Source organism: Rathayibacter sp. Leaf248, assembly GCF_920939495.1.
Taxonomy (GTDB): domain Bacteria; phylum Actinomycetota; class Actinomycetes; order Actinomycetales; family Microbacteriaceae; genus Rathayibacter; species Rathayibacter caricis.
This window is the reverse complement of sequence record NZ_CAKLAV010000001.1, coordinates 1078198-1096688: the sequence shown is the minus strand read 5'-3', so window position 1 is coordinate 1096688 and position 18491 is coordinate 1078198. Positions and strand designations below refer to the sequence as shown.

The window sequence follows — 18491 nt, the reverse complement described above, 5'->3', positions numbered from 1 at the left end:
GGTGTCCCTGCCGCTGCGGCATCCCGACGTCCGCTCCAGCACCTTCATGACGCGGCGCGCCTGGTGGCTGCTCGTCGGCAACTTCCTGGTCCCCGGATCGGCCCAGGTCCTGGCGGGCAACCGCCGGCTGGGCCGCCTCGGCCTGGCGTTCACCCTCGCGCTCTGGACCGCACTGCTGCTCGCGGTCGTGCTCTACTTCGTCTTCCCGACCGGTCTCTACACGCTCGCGACCTTCGACCTGTCGATGCTGGCCCTCCAGGCCGCACTCGTGATCTACGCGGTGGTCTGGCTCGTGCTCACCCTCGACACCCTGCGGCTCATCCGGGTCGTGCGGGTGCGGCCGAGGATGCGCGGAGTGCTGGCGTTCGCGACGATCGCACTGATGGCGGTGTCCGTCGGCACGGCGGGAGCGGGCACCTACCTCCTGGGCGTCACCCGCGGCACGCTCTCCTCGATCTTCGGTGGCGGAGCGATGGAGGCTCCGGTCGACGGCCGGTACAACATCATGCTGCTGGGCGGCGACGCGGGCGAGGACCGCGAGGGGCTGCGTCCCGACAGCATCTCGGTCGTCAGCATCGACGCGTCCAGCGGTACGGCGACCATCATCGGTGTGACGCGCGAGTTCCGCGACGTCCCCTTCGCCGAGGACAGTCCGATGCACGAGCTCTACCCGGACGGCTACAACTGGGGCGACTGCAACGTCAGCGTGTGCAAGCTGAACTCGATCTACACCGAGGTGGAGCTGAAGAACCCGGAGCTCTACCCCGACGCGGTCGCCGAGGGCAGCGAGCCGGGCATCGAGGCGATGCGGGACGCCGTCGAGTCGATCCTGGACCTGCCGATCCAGTACTACGCGCTGATCGACATGGAGGGCTTCGCCCAGCTGATCGACGCGCTCGGAGGAGTCGACATCACCTACGACGGTGACGAACCGCTGCCACTGGGCGGGCTCCTCGACTCGGACGGCGTGCCCTACGGCGTGAACCAGTGGATCGAGCCGGGCGACTGGCACTTCAACGGCGAGCAGGCCCTCGCCTACGCGCGCTCCCGCATCACCTCGGACGACTACGCCCGGATGGAGCGGCAGCGCCAGGTGCAGGAGGCGCTGGTGCGCCAGTTCGAGCCGGCGAACGTGCTCTCGAAGTTCCAGGACGTGGCCGAGGCGGGCTCGCAGGTGATCAAGACGGACGTGCCCCAGGGGATGCTCGGCTACTTCGTGCAGCTCGGCCTGAAGACGAGGTCGCAGCCGATCGAGAGCGTCGAGCTCACTCCGCCGACCGTCGACCCCGAGGACCCGGACTACAACGTCGTCCGGTCGATGGTGCACGAGGCGCTGTTCCCGGACGACTCCGGGAACTAGAGCCGGTCGAGCACGATCTCGACGGGGCCTCGCGGCCGCCGCTCAGATCTCGGCGTGCAGCGCCCAGACCCGCTCGGCCGAGTCCCGCCAGCTGAACGCCCGGGCGCGGTCGCGTCCGGCCACCGACAGCCGCTCGCGGAGCGCAGGGTCCGAGAGGACGCTGCTCATCGCCAGGGCCAGCCGTTCCGGGTAGTCCTCCGCGTCGCCGCGCTCGACGGCCACTCCGGCGTCGGCCGCGACCTCGAGCAGGGCCGCGTCGTCCGAGTGGACGACCGGCACGCCGAAGTGCATCGCCTCGAGCACCGGCAGGCCGAAGCCCTCCGCGATGCTGGGGTACACGAAGAGGGTGGCCCGGTCCAGGACCACGGCGAGGTCGGCGTCGCTCAGCACGCCGAGGGCGCGCACGCGGTGCTCGTCAAGTCCCTGCTCGTCGGCGACGGCGGCGATGTCGAGCTCGCCCCAGCCGGTCGGTCCGACGATCAGCAGCGGGATCGCGGGGGCGGAGGCGCCGCCGAACGCGGCGATCAGCGAGACGAGCCCCTTGCGCGGCTCGAGGGTCCCGACGCTCAGCACGTACTCGGCCGGCAGCCCGAGCGCGACGGCGCGCGCCTCGGCGTCGTCCGGGAGCACGAGACCCGAGCCCACCGCTCCGCCGATCACCCGCAGCCTGTCGCCGAAGTCGAGGACCTCGGAGAGCTGCTGGGCGACCGCGTGGGTGGGGACGACGACGGCATCGGCGTGCTTGCGCGCCCGCTTCGCCATGGCGCGGTGCCACTTCGCCCCGTGCGGGGTGAGGGTCTCGGGATGGGTCCACGGGACGGTGTCGTGGATGGTCACGGCGATCTGCTCGCCGTCCCGGCCCTCGTGGCTGCGCAGCGGCGCGAAGAGGCTCGGAGCGTGGATCATGCCTCCGCCGGCGGGGATGCCGATGCCGTACTGCCAGGCGCGCGACAGCTCGCGGCGGCCCAGGTGGAGCCGGTGGATCCGCGCGAGCCCGGGCAGCCGCTGCCGCAGCTCCTCCTCCTTCTCGGGCGGGTAGGCGGAGACGACGGCCTCGACCTCGCAGTCGCGGGGCGCGGTCGCGATGAGCTCGCGCGTCAGCTCCTCCGTGTAGCGGCCGATGCCGCCCGGCACGCGGGCGAGCATCTGGTCGACGACGACGCGCAGCACGGTGCTCACGGTCGGACCGCCTCGATCGGTGCGGCCGCGAGTGCCTCGTCCCAGGAGCGCAGCGGAGGCAGGCCCGCCCGGCCCCAGCCGTCGTGGCCGAGGACGGAGTAGGCGGGGCGCGGCGCCGGGCGGACGAAGGCGCCGCTGTCGGTCGGGCGGATCCGCTCGGGGTCGAGCCCCGCCTTCTCGAAGACCGCGCGGGCGAAGCCGTACCAGGTCGTCTCTCCGGCGTTGGTGCCGTGGTAGACGCCCGCCGGCGCTCCCGAGTCGACGAGCTCGACCAGGCGGGCGGCGAGGTCGCCCGTCCAGGTCGGCTGCCCGCGCTGGTCGTCGACGACGCTCAGGGTCTCGTGAGTGCCCGCGAGGCGGACCATCGTCTTCGCGAAGTTGCCGCCGTGCTCGCCGTAGAGCCACGCGGTGCGGACGACGTAGCCCCGCTCCGGATTCGCGGCCAGGACGAGCTCCTCGCCCTCGGCCTTGGTGCGCCCGTACGCGGAGATCGGCCGGCGCGGGTGGTCCTCGCCGTAGGGGGAGGTCGCGGAGCCGTCGAACACGTAGTCGGTCGAGACCTGCACGATCGCCGCGCCGATCTCGGCCGCCGCTCGCGCGAGGTTCTGCGCGCCGAGCGCGTTGACTCGTCGCGCCTCGTCCTCGTCGCTCTCCGCGTCGTCGACGCGCGTGTAGGCGGCGCAGTTGAGCACCGCGTCGTGCCCGGCCACCGCAGCGCGGACGGCGTCGAGGTCGGTGACGTCCAGATCGCGTCGGCCGAGGGCCGTGAGGGGACGGTCGCCGAGGGCGGTGCGGAGGTCGGTGCCGAGCATTCCTGCGGCGCCCGTGAGGAGGAAGGTCACCCCCTCATCATGCCGGAGGGGCGCGCTCCGCAGGCACGGGACGCACCGCCCGGCACACGGCGTCAGGGCCGCCCACGCGCTCGTTACACTCGTCCCGTGCAGATCCGAGAACTCGACATCCCCGACGTCTACGAGGTCACCCCGCGGCAGTTCCCCGACGATCGGGGGGTGTTCTTCGAGTTCTACCGCTTCGATCGGCTCGCCGAGAAGGTGGGACATCCGCTGACGCTCCGGCAGGGCAACACCTCGGTCTCGCGCCGCGGCACCGTGCGCGGGATCCACTTCGCGCAGATCCCGCCGTCGCAGGCGAAGTACGTGTCGTGCTTCTCGGGCGCCGTGCTCGACTACGTCGTCGACATCCGAGTCGGATCGCCCACCTTCGGGCAGTGGGAGACGATCCTGCTCGACGACGTCGACCGCCGCTCCGTCTACATCTCCGAGGGCATCGGGCACGCCTTCGTCGCGCTGACCGAGGGCGCCGTGGTGTCGTACCTGGTGAATGCGACCTTCGATCCCGAGCGCGAGAAGGGCATCGACCCGCTCGACGAGCAGATCGGCCTGCGGTTCCCGGACGAGGCGGGCGAGCTGCTGCTGTCGCCCAAGGACACCGATGCGCCGACGCTGGCCGAAGCCGAGGCGCTGGGGCTCCTCCCGACCTGGGACGAGGCGCGCGCGTACTACGCCGGACTCGACGAGTAGCGGCTGGGGAGCGCCCGGCTCAGCGGCCCAGCCGGAGGCGCATCAGTCCGACGCGCGCGCCGAGCCCGAGCCGGACGGCCAGCCGGATCGGCGCCTGGTACCAGGCGCCGTACCTCTGCGCGAGGTACAGGTAGGCGCTCCGGTGGTGCACGGCGAGCATCCGCGCCGATGCGAGCCGGGTCGAGTGCCCGCCCAGGTGCGAGACCAGGGCGTCGGCCAGGTACACGTTCGTCCAGCCGCGTCGACCGAGCGAGTCGCCCAGCTGCACGTCCTCGAAGTACATGAAGTACCGCTCGTCGAAGCCGCCGATCTGCTCGAAGGCGGTGCGCCGGACCATCACGCAGGCTCCCGAGAGCCATCCGGCCGTCATGCTGCCGTGCTCGAGAGTGCCGACGGCGCGCGAGCGGCGGTAGCGGGCCGACCACGGGTTGCCCGGCCAGAGGTGCGCGAAGAGGGCGTGGCCCACCCCGGTCCCGAGGGAGGGCAGCGCCCGCGCCGACGGGTAGACGGTGCCGTCCGAGTCGAGGATGCGCGGGCCGATCGACCCGATCCGGGGGTCGGCGGAGGCGGCGGCGTACAGGGCGTCGATGGATCCGGGCAGGAACACCGTGTCCGGGTTGGTCACCAGGATCCACTCGTACTCCGGGCCCAGCCGGTTCACGGCGTAGTTGACGGCCTTGCCGTAGCCGAGGTTCTCGCCCGTCTCGTAGAAGACGACCTCCGGGCGCATCTCGACGACGCGGCGCACGGAGTCGTCCGTCGTCGCGTTGTCGACGACCACGACGTGGACGTCGTGCTCCGTGGCCTCCGGGATCGACTCGAGGCAGGCGCGGAGGACCTCACCCGAGAAGTAGGTGACGACGACGACCGCGATGGGCAACGTCGAGCGAGAGATGGGAGCCTCCGGGGGTGCGGTGTCGACGGGCGAAGGCTCCGTCGGAAGAACTCATCGAGGCTAGCACGCAGCCTCGGAGCCTCCCGGGAGGCCCGTTCCTCTCAGCGGACGACGTCGAGAGGGGCTGTTCCGGCAGCGACGGCCGCGCCGGACGCCGTGTCGATCAGCGGGAGCTCCGGCTCGCCGGGCCGGCGGAAGACGACGAACTTGTACATGCAGAAGTTCCAGATCAGGCCGACGAGGACGGCGGCGGCCTTGGCCGCGTTGATCGCCAGGACCGCGTTCTGTCCCGAGCTGGGCAGGAAGAGGAGAGAGTGTCCGAACGTCGTGCCGAAGAAGACCTCGAAGCCGTAGATGACGAGCGATTGCAGCAGGAGCGAGCTGACGCCTGTCACGAGGAAGAACACGCCGAACGCGGCGGCCGAGGGTCGGCCGCGCTGGCGGAAGACGAAGAAGTGGTTGAGCAGGTAGGAGATCGAGATGCCCACCGTCACCGAGGCGACGTTCGCCGCCAGGGCCGGCAGACCGACGAGCAGCGTCAGCGCATTCAGGATCGCGAAGTCGAGGACTGTGTTCAGCGAGCCCGCTGCGAGGAATCGCACCGTCTGAGAGTCCCGCCACCCGCTCGATCCCGCTCGACTCGCCACGTGTCCTCCTCCGGCGCCCTGATGCGCGAGCGCGACGGGCCGACGGTATCCGTCGTGTCTGAACGCGGAGGTGCACGAAGCGCTCCGAATCTGAGAACCGCTCGAACGGCGACCAGCCCGCGATCAACCGCGAGGCTCCGACGGACGCTGATACTCTGCGACCGCCCGTCGCGCGTCCAGCGTTCCGTCCTCTGCAGTCGAATTGGCTCTCCATGCTCACCCTGACGATCGTCACTCCCACCTACAACGAAGCGGACAACATCGGCGAACTGCTCCGCCGGATCGCTGCCGTCGCCGCCGACAACCCCGACGCCCTGATCCGGTCGGTGATCGTCGACGACTCGTCGCCCGATGGGACAGCGGGGAGGGCCAGGACGATCGGCGAGGAGCTCGCGACCGGGAACTTCTCGGTGTCCGTCCTCGAGAGGGCGAAGAAGGAGGGCCTGGGAGCGGCGTACATCTGGTCGTTCGCCCAGGTGCTCGAGGCGGAGGACGCCCCCGACTACATCCTGCAGATGGACGCGGACCTCTCGCACGATCCGCGGTACGTCTCCGACTTCCTCCGCGAGGTGCGTGAGGGCGCGGACCTCGTCGTGGCGTCCCGCTACATCCCCGGCGGGGGCACTCCCGACTGGACACTCGACCGCAAGATCCTCAGCCGGGGCGGCAACATCTACACGCGCCTGTTCCTCGGGTCCACGCTCACGGACTGGACCGGTGGCTACAACCTCTTCAGCGCCGAGCTGCTGCGCAGGATCGCGTTCCAGACGGTCGACGCGACGGGTTACGGCTTCCAGATCGCGCTCAAGCACCGCGCGGTCACGGCTGCGAGGAGGACGCGGGAGATCCCGATCGTCTTCCTCGACCGCACCGAGGGCACCTCGAAGATCCCCGGCAACACTCTGGTGCAGAGCCTCCTGCTCGTCCTGCGCATCCGGTTCGGGCGCGACGGGAAGCGATGAGGGCGGAGGAAGGGGGTCGATCGCGGCCTCTCCTCGTCGAGGCGTCCGGGCTCCTCCTCGTCGTCGCCGGCGCGCTGGCCGTCCTCGCGCACTTGGCATCGACGCCGTGGGTCGAGTACCTCCTCTCCGATGGAGACTCGCTCGCCCTGCCCCTCCTCCTCCAGTCGGTGCAGCGCGGCGAGCCCTTCGACTGGGTCATGACGAGCCAGCTGCTCGTGTTCCCCGAGCTGCCGCTCTACCTCCTCAGCGTCGCGCTGGCGGGTGGCGTGATCCAGACGTCGCTCATCGTGAACGCGGTCGTGAACGCGGTCGTGTTCTACGGCGGAGCCCGGCTGCTCGCCTCGGGAGTGCTCGTCGATCGCTCGAGAGGACTGCGCGTCGGGTCCTCCGCCGCGGCCACCGCGACTCTCCTGCTCCTCGCGGCGACGGAGGGGCGTGGGCTGATCAACGTCGGTGCGTTCTCCGGCGGGATCCTCCTGACCACCTACTACTCGGGCGTCGCGCTCGCGGGGGTCTGGATCCTCGCGCTGATGAGCGGGGTCACGCGGGGCTTCGCCTCCGGGCTGGTCGACGATCGGCGGAGACGGTGGACCTGTCTCGCGGCGGTGTTCGCCGTCTCGGCCGCGACGACCTTCTCGAATCCGCTGTTCGCCCTGCAGTTCACCGCACCCGCGGTCGTGACTCTCCTGCTCCTGCTCGTGCTCGCGCGGATGTCCCGGCGCACCGCCGCGGTCCTCGGTGGAGTCCTCCTCGTCGGGGCGGTCCTCGGCTACGCGTCGCGCGGGCTCGCGCGGAGCCTCATCGCCGTGGACGCCTCGACCTACCTGCACCTGGAGCGCGCCGGTCAAGCGGTCGACGCCTTCATCCTGCAGATGCGCGTCGTCGGGTCGGCGACCAGCGGGAAGATCGAGCTCCTCGTGGTCGGCCTCCTGCTCGTGCTCGCCGCACTGACGGTCGTCGCGGCGCTGGCCACGCAGTCGAGGGAGCCGCGCCGTGGAAGCGTCTCGACGTCGAGCACCGCCGTCGCGCTGTTCGTGGTCGTCTCCTGCCTGTCCCTTCTGCTGGGAGTCGTCGTCACCGGCAGCCTTGTCAGCCGGTACCTCCTCCCTCTCGCCGCGTTCCCGGTGCTTCTGGTCGTGCCTCTGTGCGGTGAGTCAGCGCGGCGGGTGTCCCGCCACCTGCCAGTGAAGCGCCGCAACTCCGGCGACGCGTCACGCCGCGGAGCCCTCGTCTGCGCGGGGCTGTCCGTCTCGGCGCTCGCGGCGGGGATCGCCGTCTCCGCGCCTCCGCTCGCCGTGGCCGCCGAACGGGCGGGCTCGACCCCGGAGCGGCAGTGCCTCGAGGACTGGCTGGGGGACCGCACGCGGTCCGGTGTCGCCTCGTTCTGGACAGCGCGCCCACTCGAGCTGTACGGGCCGCCGTCGCTCGACGTGCAGCAGGTGAACTTCGACTTCACTGCTCAGCTCTGGATGAACAACACGGCCGCGTATCGCGACACGACCTTCTCCTTCGTCCTGGCCGACCGTGATCCCGACTGGTCGGCCCTCGCGCTCGCCCACCTCGGGGAGCCGAGCGCGGTGGTCGACTGCCCGACCTTCGACATCTACGACTACGCCGGGACGGACGGCGAGACGATCCTGAACGGGATCGTCTCCGACAGCATCGAGAGAGCGGATCGGGATCATGGACTCTGACACGCGCATCGCGACACGGACCGGTGCGGCCCGGACCGCCTTCCTCGCCCGCGCGGCGAGGGAGGCGGCGTGGGCGACGGGCGCCGGCGTGATCAGCCTCCTCGGCGGCGTCCTCGCCCTCGGCGTCACGCCGACCTCCCTGGGACAGCGGTGGACCGTCGGGGGTGACGACCAGATCCTGCACTACACCCTGTTCCGCAGCGCCACCCAGTCCTTCCCGTTCTCGGTCAACGGCGCTCTCGGCTTTCCCGAGGGGCTGAACGCCTTCTTCACGGCGCAGTTCGATCTCGCCTCCGCCGTGCTCGTCGCACTGCTCGGACTCGTCGTCGAGGACGGCTTCGCGCTCCTCAACATCTACTACCTGCTCGGCTTCTTCGCGGTCGCACTGACGGGCTACGCGTTCTTCCGCTGCCTGAGGACCTCGCCCTGGGTCTCGGCTCTCGTCGCCGTCGTGCTGGCTCTCGCTCCGTATCACTTCCTGCGCATCGGCGCCGGCCACGCCTTCCTCGCCAACTACTGGACCGTACCGCTGCTGGGCATACTCCTGCTCTGCGCCGCCGGCGAGCGCACAGACCCGTTCCGCAGCTGGATCCGGCGGGGCACCGGTGCTTCGCGGATCGCGCGCGCGGCAGTCCCGACGGTTCTCCTTCCCGTCCTCATCGCCACATCGGGCGGCTACTACTACGTCTTCAGCATCATCGTTCTCGGCGGAGTCTGGCTCCTCGGCGCCGCCGCCTCGCTCGCCTCGGGTGAGCGTCGGCGAGCCGTGCTCGCCCGTGCGGCGCCTCTCGGAGTGCTCGTCGTCGCGGTGGGCCTCGAGCTGCTCGCCCTCTCGGCGGACTGGGGCGGACGATACGCCCCGTACTTCGAGGATCGAGGACTCGGCGAGTCGGAGAACTTCGCAGGCAAGATCCTCCCGCTGTTCCTGCCGTGGGAGGGGACCCGCGTGCCGAAGCTCGGAGCGCTGCCGTTGATCTACGCGAACGCGACCGCAGTGGCGAAGACCACCGAGCCGCCGGGGATGCCGGTGCTCGGGATCGCCGGGCTCGTCCTGCTCCTCGCGGCACTGCCCATGATCGCGATCGTGGGAGGACGTGCTCTGCGAGTGACCGGGATCGGCCGTCTCGTCTCGGACGATCGTGTCCGCGTGCTCGCGGTCGCCGCCCTCTGGACGCTGCTCTTCTACGTCGTCACCGGTTTCGGCATGGCAGTCGCCCTCCTCGCCGGCACGACCATCCGCGCCTGGTCGCGGCTCTCGATCGTGCTCATCGTGCTCGCACTCGGAGCCGTCGCCCTCGTGCTGCAGCGCCTGCGCCACCGCAGTGCTCGCGTGCTCGCGGTCGTCCTCGTCTGCGTCCTCGTCGTCCTCGATCAGGGAGTGGGCGTGAGGCGGATGGTCCCGCTCGCTCCCGCCGACGACGCGGAGATCTCGTCCTTCGTCGCGGCGGTCGACGCCGACCTGGCCGACGGCTGCGGAGTCGTGCAGCTCCCCGTCAAGAGCTTCCCCGACAGCGGTGCGATCGGCTCGATGCGGGACTACGACGAGGCGCTCCCGTACCTCTTCACTGCGGGTGAGGACTTGCGCTGGAGCTACGGAGCGGTCGAGGGGACCCCCGGCTTCGACGTCTTCGACGACGCGGCCGATGCCGAGACCTTCGCCGCCGCCGTCCGGGAGAGCGGAGCCTGCGCCCTCCTCGTCGACACTGCGGCCTACTCGGACAGTGAGGGCGCGTGGTTCGACGAGGTCGTCGCCGCCACCGGCGGTCTCGACCCGATGGCGCAGTCGTCGTCCGGCCGATGGCTGGTGTTCAGGGTCGACTGATCCGGAAACGGGGGCTCCTCCGGGCGGAGTCAGCTCACCCGGAAGAAGAGGTAGCGACGGGAGTCGTCCTCGGACTCGATCACCGGCTGAGTCGCGGAGGTCGCGGCGTCGACGAAGGGCGCCCAAGCGGCCGCGTCGTCACCGTAGGCCGCCTGATCGACCAGGAGGCCGCACGCTCCGCTCTCGGCGACGGCCGCTCCGAACTGCTCCGGGGTCGTCACGTCCGCCCAGAAGTCGGCCGAGCGGGTGCCGGTGACCGCCCCGTACGACCAGCGCAGCGCGGAGTCGTCGGAGCTGAAGAGGTAGGGGAGGGCCTCGTCGTAATCGCCCATCCCGCCCACGGCGCCGGCTTCCGGGTAGCCGTGGAGCGGGAGCTGCACGATGCCGCACCCCGGGGCGAACTCCGATTCGGCTGCGGAGACGGCCGCGCGCAGTGCCGTGTCGTCGACGGGGGAGAGGTCTGCACCGACACTCGCTCCTCCCAGCTGATCGACGCCCGCGACGAGTCCGATGCCCACGATCGCGATCACCAGGGGGAGCCGACGCCGGAGCAGCGTGTCGAGCAGGACAGCGGCGAACATCAGGGCGACGGTCGACAGCACGACCGACAGGCGCACCCAGGCGCGGATCTCGCCGGTGACCACGGCGGCGAAGACGTAGCCGAGACCGCCGACGACGAAGAAGAGGAGTCCCCACAGATACACGCCGGCGAGGACGCGCGCGCGCTCGTCGCCGAGGAAGCGCGCGGTCGGACCGGTGGACCCGGTGCGGACGGGGGCAACCGCCCTGACGAGGAGGAAGAGGACGAGGAGGATCATCGCCACGGCGGCGATCAGCGGCGTTCCCGTGGGCTCGGCGGTCGGCGAGACCGTGGTGCTCTGCTGGTACCCGCGCGAGAGCTCGGCCAGGGGGCCGAATCCCGATCCGTCCCACGGCAGCAGGAGGCTCGTGATCTTGCCGCTGTGCTGCTCGGACTGGAACGGCAGACGCTCCGCGAAGTAGGAGGCGTACCGCTCGCCGAAGTCGAGGGAGAGCAGCGCGAGCTGCGCGCCGATGAAGGCGACGAGCGAGACGACGGTCAGCGCGGGCCAGACCAGCTCGCGCCATCCCGATCCTGCGATCAGGATCGCGATCGCCCGGAAGAGGACTATGCCGCCGAGGAGGATGCAGCCGAAGACGAAGTAGTACGAGCTCGAGACGGACAGGCCGAACGTGAGGCCGAGCACCGGGAGAGCCCGGCGCAGGACGCATCGGCTTCGGCTCGGCGCGCGGTCGACCCAGCGCGCGAAGGGATCGAGCGTCGGAGACGCGACGACCAGGATCAGGATGCCGAGCAGGGCGACCCCCCAGTACATCCCGACGAACGCGTGCCCGAGTGCGACCCGTTCGAAGTGGTAGGGCATCAGGGCGAAGATCAGGGCGAAGAGCACGGCCACGGAGCGGCGGATGCGGAGCGCGCGGAAGAGGTAGTAGCCGGCGATGCCGGCCAGGGCGAACCCCGACAGCTGGAACACGTTCAGGATCACGATCGGATCCCGCAGCACGAGAGCCAGCGCGGAGAGCACGCCGATCGACTCGAAGTCGAAGATCGGGGTGAACCACTGGTTCTGCGTCCCGGGGAATCCCATCGAGGGGTTCGGCAGGAACAGCGTCCAGTCCTTCGCCCCCGCGGCGACGAGGTAGTGCGCGACCATGTCGCCGGTGTTCCCCGAGGTCCAGCGCCGCCCGAGATCCGCGGGCGACAGGCGCAGGGCGATGATCGCGGCGACGAGGGCGACCAGACCGACCCCCAGGGCGCATCCCAGATCGAGGAGTGCGCCGCGGTGCCTCCGGGCCGGACCCGGCCGGTGCTCGGACTCGGTCGTGTGTCGGAGGGTCTGGCTCATCGCTTCTCTCGTCCGGGGCGGGGCGTCTGCCCCCGTGCGGCGAACAGCCTAGTGTCTCGGCTCGGGACGGCCGTCGATCGGATCGACGGTCGTCGGGCGGCTCTCCTGCTGGAGGGGCTGGTCCGCACGGGTCCCCGCGGCACCGACCTCCTTCGCGCCGGCGTCGTCCATCGACGAACCGCGATTCGATCGGAAGACGACGAGCCGATAGAAGGCGAAGTTCCAGACGAGCCCGGCGAACACAGCGACTGCCTTCGCGAAGTTGATGGCGAGCACGTTGTTGTCGGCGTCCGAGCCGAGGAAGAGGAGCGACCGCCCGAAGCTCGTGCCGAACAGCATCTCGAAGAGCCAGATGATGACGTTCTGGATGACCAGCGACGAGAAACCCGTGACGGCGAAGAACTGCAGGAAGCGCTTCACGGTCACCCGGTCGGGGTAGCGGAAGACGAAGAAGTGGTTCATCACGTAGGACAGGCAGATGCCGAAGACCACCGAGACGGAGTTCGCGATCAGTACAGGGGCGCCGAGCGCCAGTGTCATGATGTTGAGGAGCACGAAGTCGATCGCCGTGTTCACCGATCCGGCGGCGAGGAAACGCACCTGCTGCTTCTCGAACAGTCTCGTCACGCGGTGGGGATCTCTCGGTCGGGGTGCGGGAGGCGGCCGCGACCGTCGTCCGGTCCTCCGGGGGTCTGTTCCTCCTCGAGGAGGGGCCTGTGCGGTGCCGCCGTGACCGGCGTGAGGGAGCGGTCGAAAGGCGACTCGCGATGCCGAGGGAGCGGAACCGTCCGGCCAGTGTGCCACGATTGCGTCCGATGACTCGAACTGCGCCCCGCGCGTCGCCCCCCGCGCTCCGTGCGCCGCTGTGGCAGCGCCTCCTGATCGAACTCGCGCCGGTCGTCGTCGTCGTCTCGACCGCTCTGGTCGTGCTGGCCCGCATGGCGGCGTCGGAGTGGAGCGCCGTCCTGCTGTACAGCGGCGACTCCCTCGTCCTCCCGCTGCTGCACTCGTCGATCGTCGCGGGAGAGCCCTTCGACTGGGTGTTCTCGTCGCAGCTCTTCTTCTTCCCGGAGCTGGTCATCTACTCGGCCATCGCTCTGGTGGTGAGCGATCCGCGCGCCGCGATCGTGGTCAACGGCATCGTCAATCTGCTCCTCTTCTACGCCTTCGCGCGGGTCATCGCGCGCCTCGCGCTGCAGCGGAGCCGTCACCGGTTCATCGAGATCTCCGTCGCCCTCGGCGCGATCGGCCTCTACGCCGTGATCTGCCTGCTCGAGCCGCAGCCCAACATCAACGGCTCCTCGATCGCGACGCTCTACCTCTTCAACACGTACTACCAGGGCGTCATCATCATCGGGCTGTCCGTCCTCGCGCTGACGCTCTGGCTGACCCGGGCCTTCCGGCGCGCCGCCTGGGGGAGCACGCGGACGGTGACGGCGACGGTGGTCACGGGGGCCGTCACCGCCGCGGTCACCCTCTGCGACCCGCTCTACCTCCTCCAGGTCACGGCACCACTCGGACTGACGCTGGTCGTGATGTGGTTCGCCCGGCACCTGACCACCCGCGGGTTCCTCCTGCTCGCGGCGGTCAACGGCGGTTCCGCGCTCCTCGGCCTCTGGGGGCGCCGCTTCGTCGAGCAGTACCTCGCCATCGCCCTCGACAAGTACATGGACATCGAGAAGATCCCGTCGAGCATCACGCTGGTCGGGAACACGATCGCCGAACTGGCCTCGACCTCGGTCGGCATGTTCAAGCTCCTGCTGTGGGGAGCCGTCGTCGTCGTCACGGTCGGCTTCTTCCTCTACGCGCTGTTCGCGCAGACGAGGCCGTCCCTGCGTCGCACCGTCTCGGGAGCCGAGCTGTTCCTCACTGCGTTCTCGACGCTCTCGCTCGTCACGATGGTGCTCGGCTTCTTCGTCACCGGCTCGCAGACGACGCGCTACCTGCTGCCGATCTTCGTGTTCCCCCTGCTCGGGATGATCCCGGTGGTGATCCACGTGCTCCGCCTCTCGATGCTGGTCGTGCCCTACGCCGAGTACCGGCGGAGCCTCGCGCGATTCATGGTCGGCGCGTCCTCGGCGGTGGCCGTCCTCGTCGTCGTGGCCGGGGCCGTCTCCCTCCCGCCGGTGATCCGCATGGTGACGGGAGCGACGTACTCGGGAGCGACGTGCTTCGAGGACACCATCGGCGATCGTGAGGAGTCCGGTGTCGGATCCTTCTGGATCACCAGGCAGTGGGAGGTCTACGCGGACGAGCGCGGCGACGTGCTCCAGGTGCGGGGCGACCTCTCGGTCGACGACTGGATGATCAACGTCGCGACCTACGTCGACAAGGACTACTCGTACGTCATCGTCGATCCGTGGGGCCATGTGACGGAGCAGTCGGTCCAGGTCCTCGGCACGCCCGCCGAGGTCACGACGTGCGGCGACTTCGAGATCTACGACTACGAGGGGACTCCGGGAGAGCGGATCCTCACGGACGCGATCGACCGCAGCGCCGAGAAGACGCTCGAGCTGCACGGCTTCCCGGGCTGAGCCCGGACCAGTCCTGTCGGGTCAGAACAGTCCCCAGGGCTGGTCGAACACGTCGAACCCGTCCGAGAAGAAGTAGACGGTGTACCTCCCGAGTTCGACCCGCTCCCGGGGAGGGAGCACGGTCGATGTGTCGAGCTCGACGTCGTTGAACCGGCCGGTGTCGACGACGATCACGGGTGCGTCCTCGGAGGCGGCGAGATCCTCGTAGGGCGGATAGCGCCGGTTGACGAGAGGAGCGACGGTGATCTCCTCGTCCGTGGAAGCCGTCAACGTCGCGCTCAACCAGTAGTTGCCGTAGACGTGGTCCTCACCGCGCGCTCCGAGCAGCTCCGCGACCGGTCGCAGAGCGGGGTCGAAGCGCGCTGAGGTGTCGATCGTGAACCGATCGGAGCGATCCCAGACCCCGATCGACGTGAACGCGACGGCGCCGATCACCGCCGCGACGGCGAGTGGTCGCCATCGCGAGACGAGCCAGCCGAGGGAGGCGGCGAGTCCCGGAGCGAGGAACGCGGAGTAGCGCACGGAGTCCGGAGCCAGATCCAGGCCCGCGCCGTACACGAGCACCGTCACGACGAGGGCGGATCCGACCGAGAGGAGCACCAGGCCCGCTTTGCGGACGGTGAAGCCGACGATCAGTGGGACGACCAGCAGGACTGCCGCCGCCCAGCCCACGCCCGCACTGAAGGTGCGGTCGACGGCGTCGCCGAACGCGGCCGGGAGCATGGAGTCGAAGAGAGAGACGACGCTCTGGAAGGTGGGCTTCCAGGTGCCCCCGCCGAGCGATTCCGTCGCCCCCTCGGAGCGGAGCGCCTCCACGATCCAGGGCGCGCCCGCCGCGAGCGCAGCGCACGCCCCGATCACGAGACGGAGCGGGTGCCGGATGTCGCGCAGCACCAACCAGAGCGCGGCCGGTGCGGCGAGTGCCAGGCTCATCGGAGAGGACCAGAGCGCGAGTCCGCCGAGCAGGCCCGCTCCGATCCAGGACAGGTACGGCCGGGTCAGCGGAGCCGTGGCGATCGCGATGAGGCCCAGCGCCGTCACCAGGCTCGGACCGTAGAAGCCCGGATCCCTCGTGCTGACCGTCAGGATGACCACCCCGGGGAACCAGAACAGCAGTCCGGCGGTCGTCCCGGCCAGTGCTCCACCTGCGCGGGCGACGATGTGCCTCAGCAGGATCGCGGCGCCGAGGAACCACAGGACCGAGACGACCGCGAGCACCTCGACATGGGATCCGAGTACCACCATCGCTGCTCCGGCCGTGATCGGGAGGAGCGTGCCTCCGTAGGACTGGCCCCAGAAGAAGGCGGGGATCTCGCCCTCGGCGACGTGCCTCGCCATCAGGAACACCGTGGCGTGGTCGGTGTCGAAGACGTGCCCGGGACTGAGCAGGAAGAGGATGCGCAGGACCAGGCCGGCCACCGCGAGCGTCCAGAACACGAGGGTGTCCGCTCGGGGACGACGACGGCCGGTGGCGGTGGATGAGCTGAGCTCGCGCGTGGTCACAGTCCTCCGTCGTGGCCGACGCTCCTGGTCGCGCGGCCGGGACGACGATAGCCCAGCCGCTCGAGTCCCGCTCGGATGCCGCGTGCTAGCATTTCGGGCTGTCCTTCCGAGCCCGCGGAACGGACGACGAGCGATGATGGAGCCCGCAGTGGTCGAGCAGAGACGACGGTTCCTCCTCGCGGGCGGGGCGGGCTTCCTCGGATCCCATCTCGCAGCCGAGATCTTGCGCCGGGGTCATGAGGTGGTCGTCCTCGACAACCTGATCACCGGGACGATCCGGAACATCGCGACGCTCCGAGGCGAACCGTGCTTCACCTTCGTCGAGGACGACGCGGTGAACGCGACGGCGATCCCCGGGTCCTTCGACGCGGTGCTGCACTTCGCGTCGCCGGCGTCGCCTCCGCGCTACCTCGCGCACCCGATCGAGACGCTGCACGCGGGCTCCTCGGTGACGGAGGCGCTGCTCGAGGTGGCCAAGCGCGACGGCGCGCGCTTCGTCCTCTCCTCCACCTCCGAGGTCTACGGCGATCCGCGCGTGCACCCGCAGCACGAGGAGTACTGGGGCAACGTCAATCCGCACGGCCCGCGCAGCGTCTACGACGAGGCGAAGCGGTACGCGGAGGCGATCACCTTCGCCTACCGTCGCCACTTCGGCGTCGACACCGGCGTGATCCGGATCTTCAACACCTACGGGCCGCACATGGACATCGACGATGGTCGCGCGGTGCCGGCGTTCGTGAAGGCCGCGCTGGCCGGGTCCTCGATCCCGATGCACGGCGACGGCACTCAGACCCGCTCCCTCCTCTACGTCGACGACCTCGTCGCCGGCGTCCTGCTGATGGCCGACTCGACCGACCCCGGGCCGATCAACATCGGATCGGTCGACGAGCTCGAACTGGGCGAGATCGCCCTGCGCATCGTCGCCCTCGTCGGCAGCGATTCCCGCATCTCCTACGGACCCCGTCCGATCGACGACCCCGAGCGACGCAAGCCCGACATCAGCAAGGCCCGCGAGATCCTCGGCTGGCAGCCGAGCATCCCGGTCGAGGACGGACTCGCGCGGACCATCGAGTGGTTCGCGTCGACCGACGTCCTCGCCGCGAAGTAGAGAGAGCACCGAACCGTGAAGCTGTCCATCCTGATGCCCGTCTACAACGAGCAGGCGACCCTCCAGAAGGCAGTCGACCGCGTCCTCGCGATCCGGTTCCAGGAGGGGGTCGAGATCGAGTTCGTGATCGTGAACGACGGCAGCGTCGATCGCACGAAGGAGATCCTCGACGCGCTCGAGGACCCGCGGATCCGCGTGTTCCACCAGCGCGTGAACCAGGGCAAGGGCGCGGCGATCAGCCGAGCGGTCCAGGAGGCGACCGGCGACTACGTCATCATCTGCGACGCCGACGAGGAGTACCGCCCGAGCGAGATCCCCACGCTGCTGCAGCCGGTGCTCGACGGCGAGGCGCAGCTGGTCTACGGCAGCCGCACCTTCGGCTCGCACACGTCGTTCTCGTACTGGTACGTGATCGGGAACAAGGGCGTGAACCTCGTCACGAACATCCTCTTCAACGCTTACGTCTCGGACGTCGAGACCTGCTTCAAGCTCATGCCGCTGGAGCTCTACCGCTCGCTCGGCATCAAGGAGAAGGGCTTCGGCATGGAGGCGGAGGTGACCGCGAAGCTGCTGGCCCGGGGACACCGCCCCTACGAGGTGCCGATCAGCTACAGGGCGCGGACGCGCGAGGAGGGCAAGAAGATCACCGTGAAGGACGGCTTCGAGGCGCTCTGGATCCTCGCCCGGATCCGCCTGCGTGAGGGCTCGCGCGCCCGCCCGCCCCAGAGCTCCGCCGCCTGACGTGGGAGGAGCCGAGGAACGCGGCGCTGCGCGCCCGGGGCGCCTGCGGGCGGCCTACCGGAGCCTGATCGCCTACGCGCTGAAGTTCGGCGTGGTGGGATTCCTCGGGTTGATCGTCGATGTGGCGGTCTTCAACCTGCTGCGCCTCAGCGGCGACCACCTGCTCTCGGGTCCGCTCGGAGCGAAGGTCGTCGCGGTGGCGGCGGCGACCGTCGTCACCTGGATCGGGAACCGGTACTGGACCTTCCGGGAGCACCGGCGGGCGAACTACGTCCGCGAACTCGCGGAGTTCAGCACCGTCGCCGTGGCGGGGATGGCGGTCAACCTCCTGCCGTTGTACGTGTCCCACTACGTTCTCGGGTTCGACAACCTCGTCGCGGACAACATCTCGGCGAACGTGATCGGCCTCGCGCTCGCGACCGGATTCCGCTTCGTCCTCTACCGGTACTGGGTCTTCGGCCACCACCGCTCCGGCGGAGTCGTCGAGTCGCGCGAAGCCGAGGTCGCGGCGGCCGCGCTCTTCGAGGACGACGCGTCGGCCGTGAACGACACGGCTCCGATCCGCCGACCGACCTGAGCCCGTCGGCGCGCTCCCCGAGCCCGTGCGCGGCTCCGAGTA

General features: G+C 69.9%; 16 protein-coding genes. 9 read left to right on the top strand and 7 right to left on the bottom strand.

Translation table 11 applies throughout. From position 1 onward, the window contains the following. Position 1: 1 nt before the first annotated feature. Positions 2-1360 (top strand): LCP family protein, encoded by a 1359-nt coding sequence (locus tag LRG51_RS05355; RefSeq protein ID WP_230671548.1) that lies wholly within the window; start codon positions 2-4, stop codon positions 1358-1360. Between the two features lie 42 nt (positions 1361-1402). Here LRG51_RS05355 and LRG51_RS05350 read toward each other — a convergent pair whose 3' ends face one another. Continuing rightward, positions 1403-2539, bottom strand: a complete 1137-nt coding sequence (locus LRG51_RS05350) for a glycosyltransferase family 4 protein (RefSeq protein WP_230671546.1) — start codon at positions 2537-2539, stop codon at positions 1403-1405. Then, positions 2536-3381, bottom strand: a complete 846-nt coding sequence (gene rfbD / locus LRG51_RS05345) for a dTDP-4-dehydrorhamnose reductase (protein WP_157603070.1) — start codon at positions 3379-3381, stop codon at positions 2536-2538. The genes LRG51_RS05350 and rfbD overlap by 4 nt, the downstream gene beginning before the upstream one ends. 96 nt (positions 3382-3477) lie before the next feature. Between rfbD and LRG51_RS05340 the strand changes: the two genes are divergently transcribed. Then, positions 3478-4080: a dTDP-4-dehydrorhamnose 3,5-epimerase family protein gene (locus LRG51_RS05340; protein WP_055788102.1), complete on the top strand. Its 603-nt coding sequence runs from the start codon at positions 3478-3480 to the stop codon at positions 4078-4080. A gap of 19 nt (positions 4081-4099) precedes the next feature. Here LRG51_RS05340 and LRG51_RS05335 read toward each other — a convergent pair whose 3' ends face one another. Beyond that, complete coding sequence (locus tag LRG51_RS05335) at positions 4100-4960, bottom strand: glycosyltransferase family 2 protein (protein ID WP_230671544.1); 861 nt, start codon at positions 4958-4960, stop codon at positions 4100-4102. 116 nt (positions 4961-5076) lie between these two features. After that, positions 5077-5577: a GtrA family protein gene (locus LRG51_RS05330; protein ID WP_230671542.1), complete on the bottom strand. Its 501-nt coding sequence runs from the start codon at positions 5575-5577 to the stop codon at positions 5077-5079. A 257-nt stretch (positions 5578-5834) separates the two neighbouring features. Here LRG51_RS05330 and LRG51_RS05325 point away from each other — a divergent pair, with 257 nt between their 5' ends. The 3 genes from LRG51_RS05325 to LRG51_RS05315 are packed head-to-tail and all read left to right on the top strand — an operon-like array spanning position 5835 to position 10100. Continuing rightward, the gene (locus tag LRG51_RS05325) at positions 5835-6584 is read left to right on the top strand and encodes a polyprenol monophosphomannose synthase (protein ID WP_055788112.1); all 750 of its coding nucleotides are present in this window, start codon (positions 5835-5837) and stop codon (positions 6582-6584) included. Beyond that, complete coding sequence (locus tag LRG51_RS05320; RefSeq protein WP_055788116.1) at positions 6581-8278, top strand: hypothetical protein; 1698 nt, start codon at positions 6581-6583, stop codon at positions 8276-8278. Before LRG51_RS05325 ends, LRG51_RS05320 begins: the two co-directional genes overlap by 4 nt. Next, positions 8268-10100, top strand: coding sequence for a hypothetical protein (locus tag LRG51_RS05315; protein ID WP_055788119.1), 1833 nt, complete (start codon positions 8268-8270; stop codon positions 10098-10100). Before LRG51_RS05320 ends, LRG51_RS05315 begins: the two co-directional genes overlap by 11 nt. A 29-nt stretch (positions 10101-10129) precedes the next feature. Here the strand turns inward: LRG51_RS05315 and LRG51_RS05310 are convergent, their stop codons facing one another. Next, positions 10130-11986 carry a hypothetical protein gene (locus tag LRG51_RS05310; protein WP_230671540.1) on the bottom strand — a complete coding sequence of 619 codons (1857 nt, stop codon included), beginning with the start codon at positions 11984-11986 and terminating at the stop codon, positions 10130-10132. Between the two features lie 48 nt (positions 11987-12034). Further along, on the bottom strand, positions 12035-12613 hold the full coding sequence (locus LRG51_RS05305; RefSeq protein ID WP_230671538.1) for a GtrA family protein: 579 nt from the start codon (positions 12611-12613) through the stop codon (positions 12035-12037). A 188-nt stretch (positions 12614-12801) separates the two neighbouring features. Between LRG51_RS05305 and LRG51_RS05300 the strand changes: the two genes are divergently transcribed. Further along, positions 12802-14520, top strand: coding sequence for a hypothetical protein (locus tag LRG51_RS05300; RefSeq protein WP_055788123.1), 1719 nt, complete (start codon positions 12802-12804; stop codon positions 14518-14520). A gap of 21 nt (positions 14521-14541) precedes the next feature. Here the strand turns inward: LRG51_RS05300 and LRG51_RS05295 are convergent, their stop codons facing one another. Continuing rightward, positions 14542-16023, bottom strand: a complete 1482-nt coding sequence (locus LRG51_RS05295; RefSeq protein ID WP_230671536.1) for a hypothetical protein — start codon at positions 16021-16023, stop codon at positions 14542-14544. A gap of 133 nt (positions 16024-16156) precedes the next feature. Here LRG51_RS05295 and LRG51_RS05290 point away from each other — a divergent pair, with 133 nt between their 5' ends. From LRG51_RS05290 to LRG51_RS05280, 3 genes are read left to right on the top strand one after another with little or no spacing between them, the layout of a single operon-like run. Then, positions 16157-17131, top strand: coding sequence for an NAD-dependent epimerase/dehydratase family protein (locus tag LRG51_RS05290; RefSeq protein WP_230671534.1), 975 nt, complete (start codon positions 16157-16159; stop codon positions 17129-17131). A 15-nt stretch (positions 17132-17146) separates the two neighbouring features. Further along, positions 17147-17872 carry a glycosyltransferase family 2 protein gene (locus LRG51_RS05285; protein WP_230671532.1) on the top strand — a complete coding sequence of 242 codons (726 nt, stop codon included), beginning with the start codon at positions 17147-17149 and terminating at the stop codon, positions 17870-17872. 1 nt (position 17873) lies between these two features. Then, on the top strand, positions 17874-18449 hold the full coding sequence (locus tag LRG51_RS05280) for a GtrA family protein (protein ID WP_082481024.1): 576 nt from the start codon (positions 17874-17876) through the stop codon (positions 18447-18449). Positions 18450-18491 lie beyond the last annotated feature (42 nt).

Bases quoted from the DNA above. Each gene is read 5' to 3' on its own strand.
- LRG51_RS05290 (WP_230671534.1), top strand. From the start codon at position 16,157: ATGATGGAGCCCGCAGTGGTCGAGCAGAGACGACGGTTCCTCCTCGCG.
- LRG51_RS05310 (WP_230671540.1), bottom strand. From the start codon at position 11,986: ATGAGCCAGACCCTCCGACACACGACCGAGTCCGAGCACCGGCCGGGT.
- LRG51_RS05300 (WP_055788123.1), top strand. From the start codon at position 12,802: ATGACTCGAACTGCGCCCCGCGCGTCGCCCCCCGCGCTCCGTGCGCCG.
- LRG51_RS05315 (WP_055788119.1), top strand. From the start codon at position 8,268: ATGGACTCTGACACGCGCATCGCGACACGGACCGGTGCGGCCCGGACC.
- LRG51_RS05320 (WP_055788116.1), top strand. From the start codon at position 6,581: ATGAGGGCGGAGGAAGGGGGTCGATCGCGGCCTCTCCTCGTCGAGGCG.
- LRG51_RS05325 (WP_055788112.1), top strand. From the start codon at position 5,835: ATGCTCACCCTGACGATCGTCACTCCCACCTACAACGAAGCGGACAAC.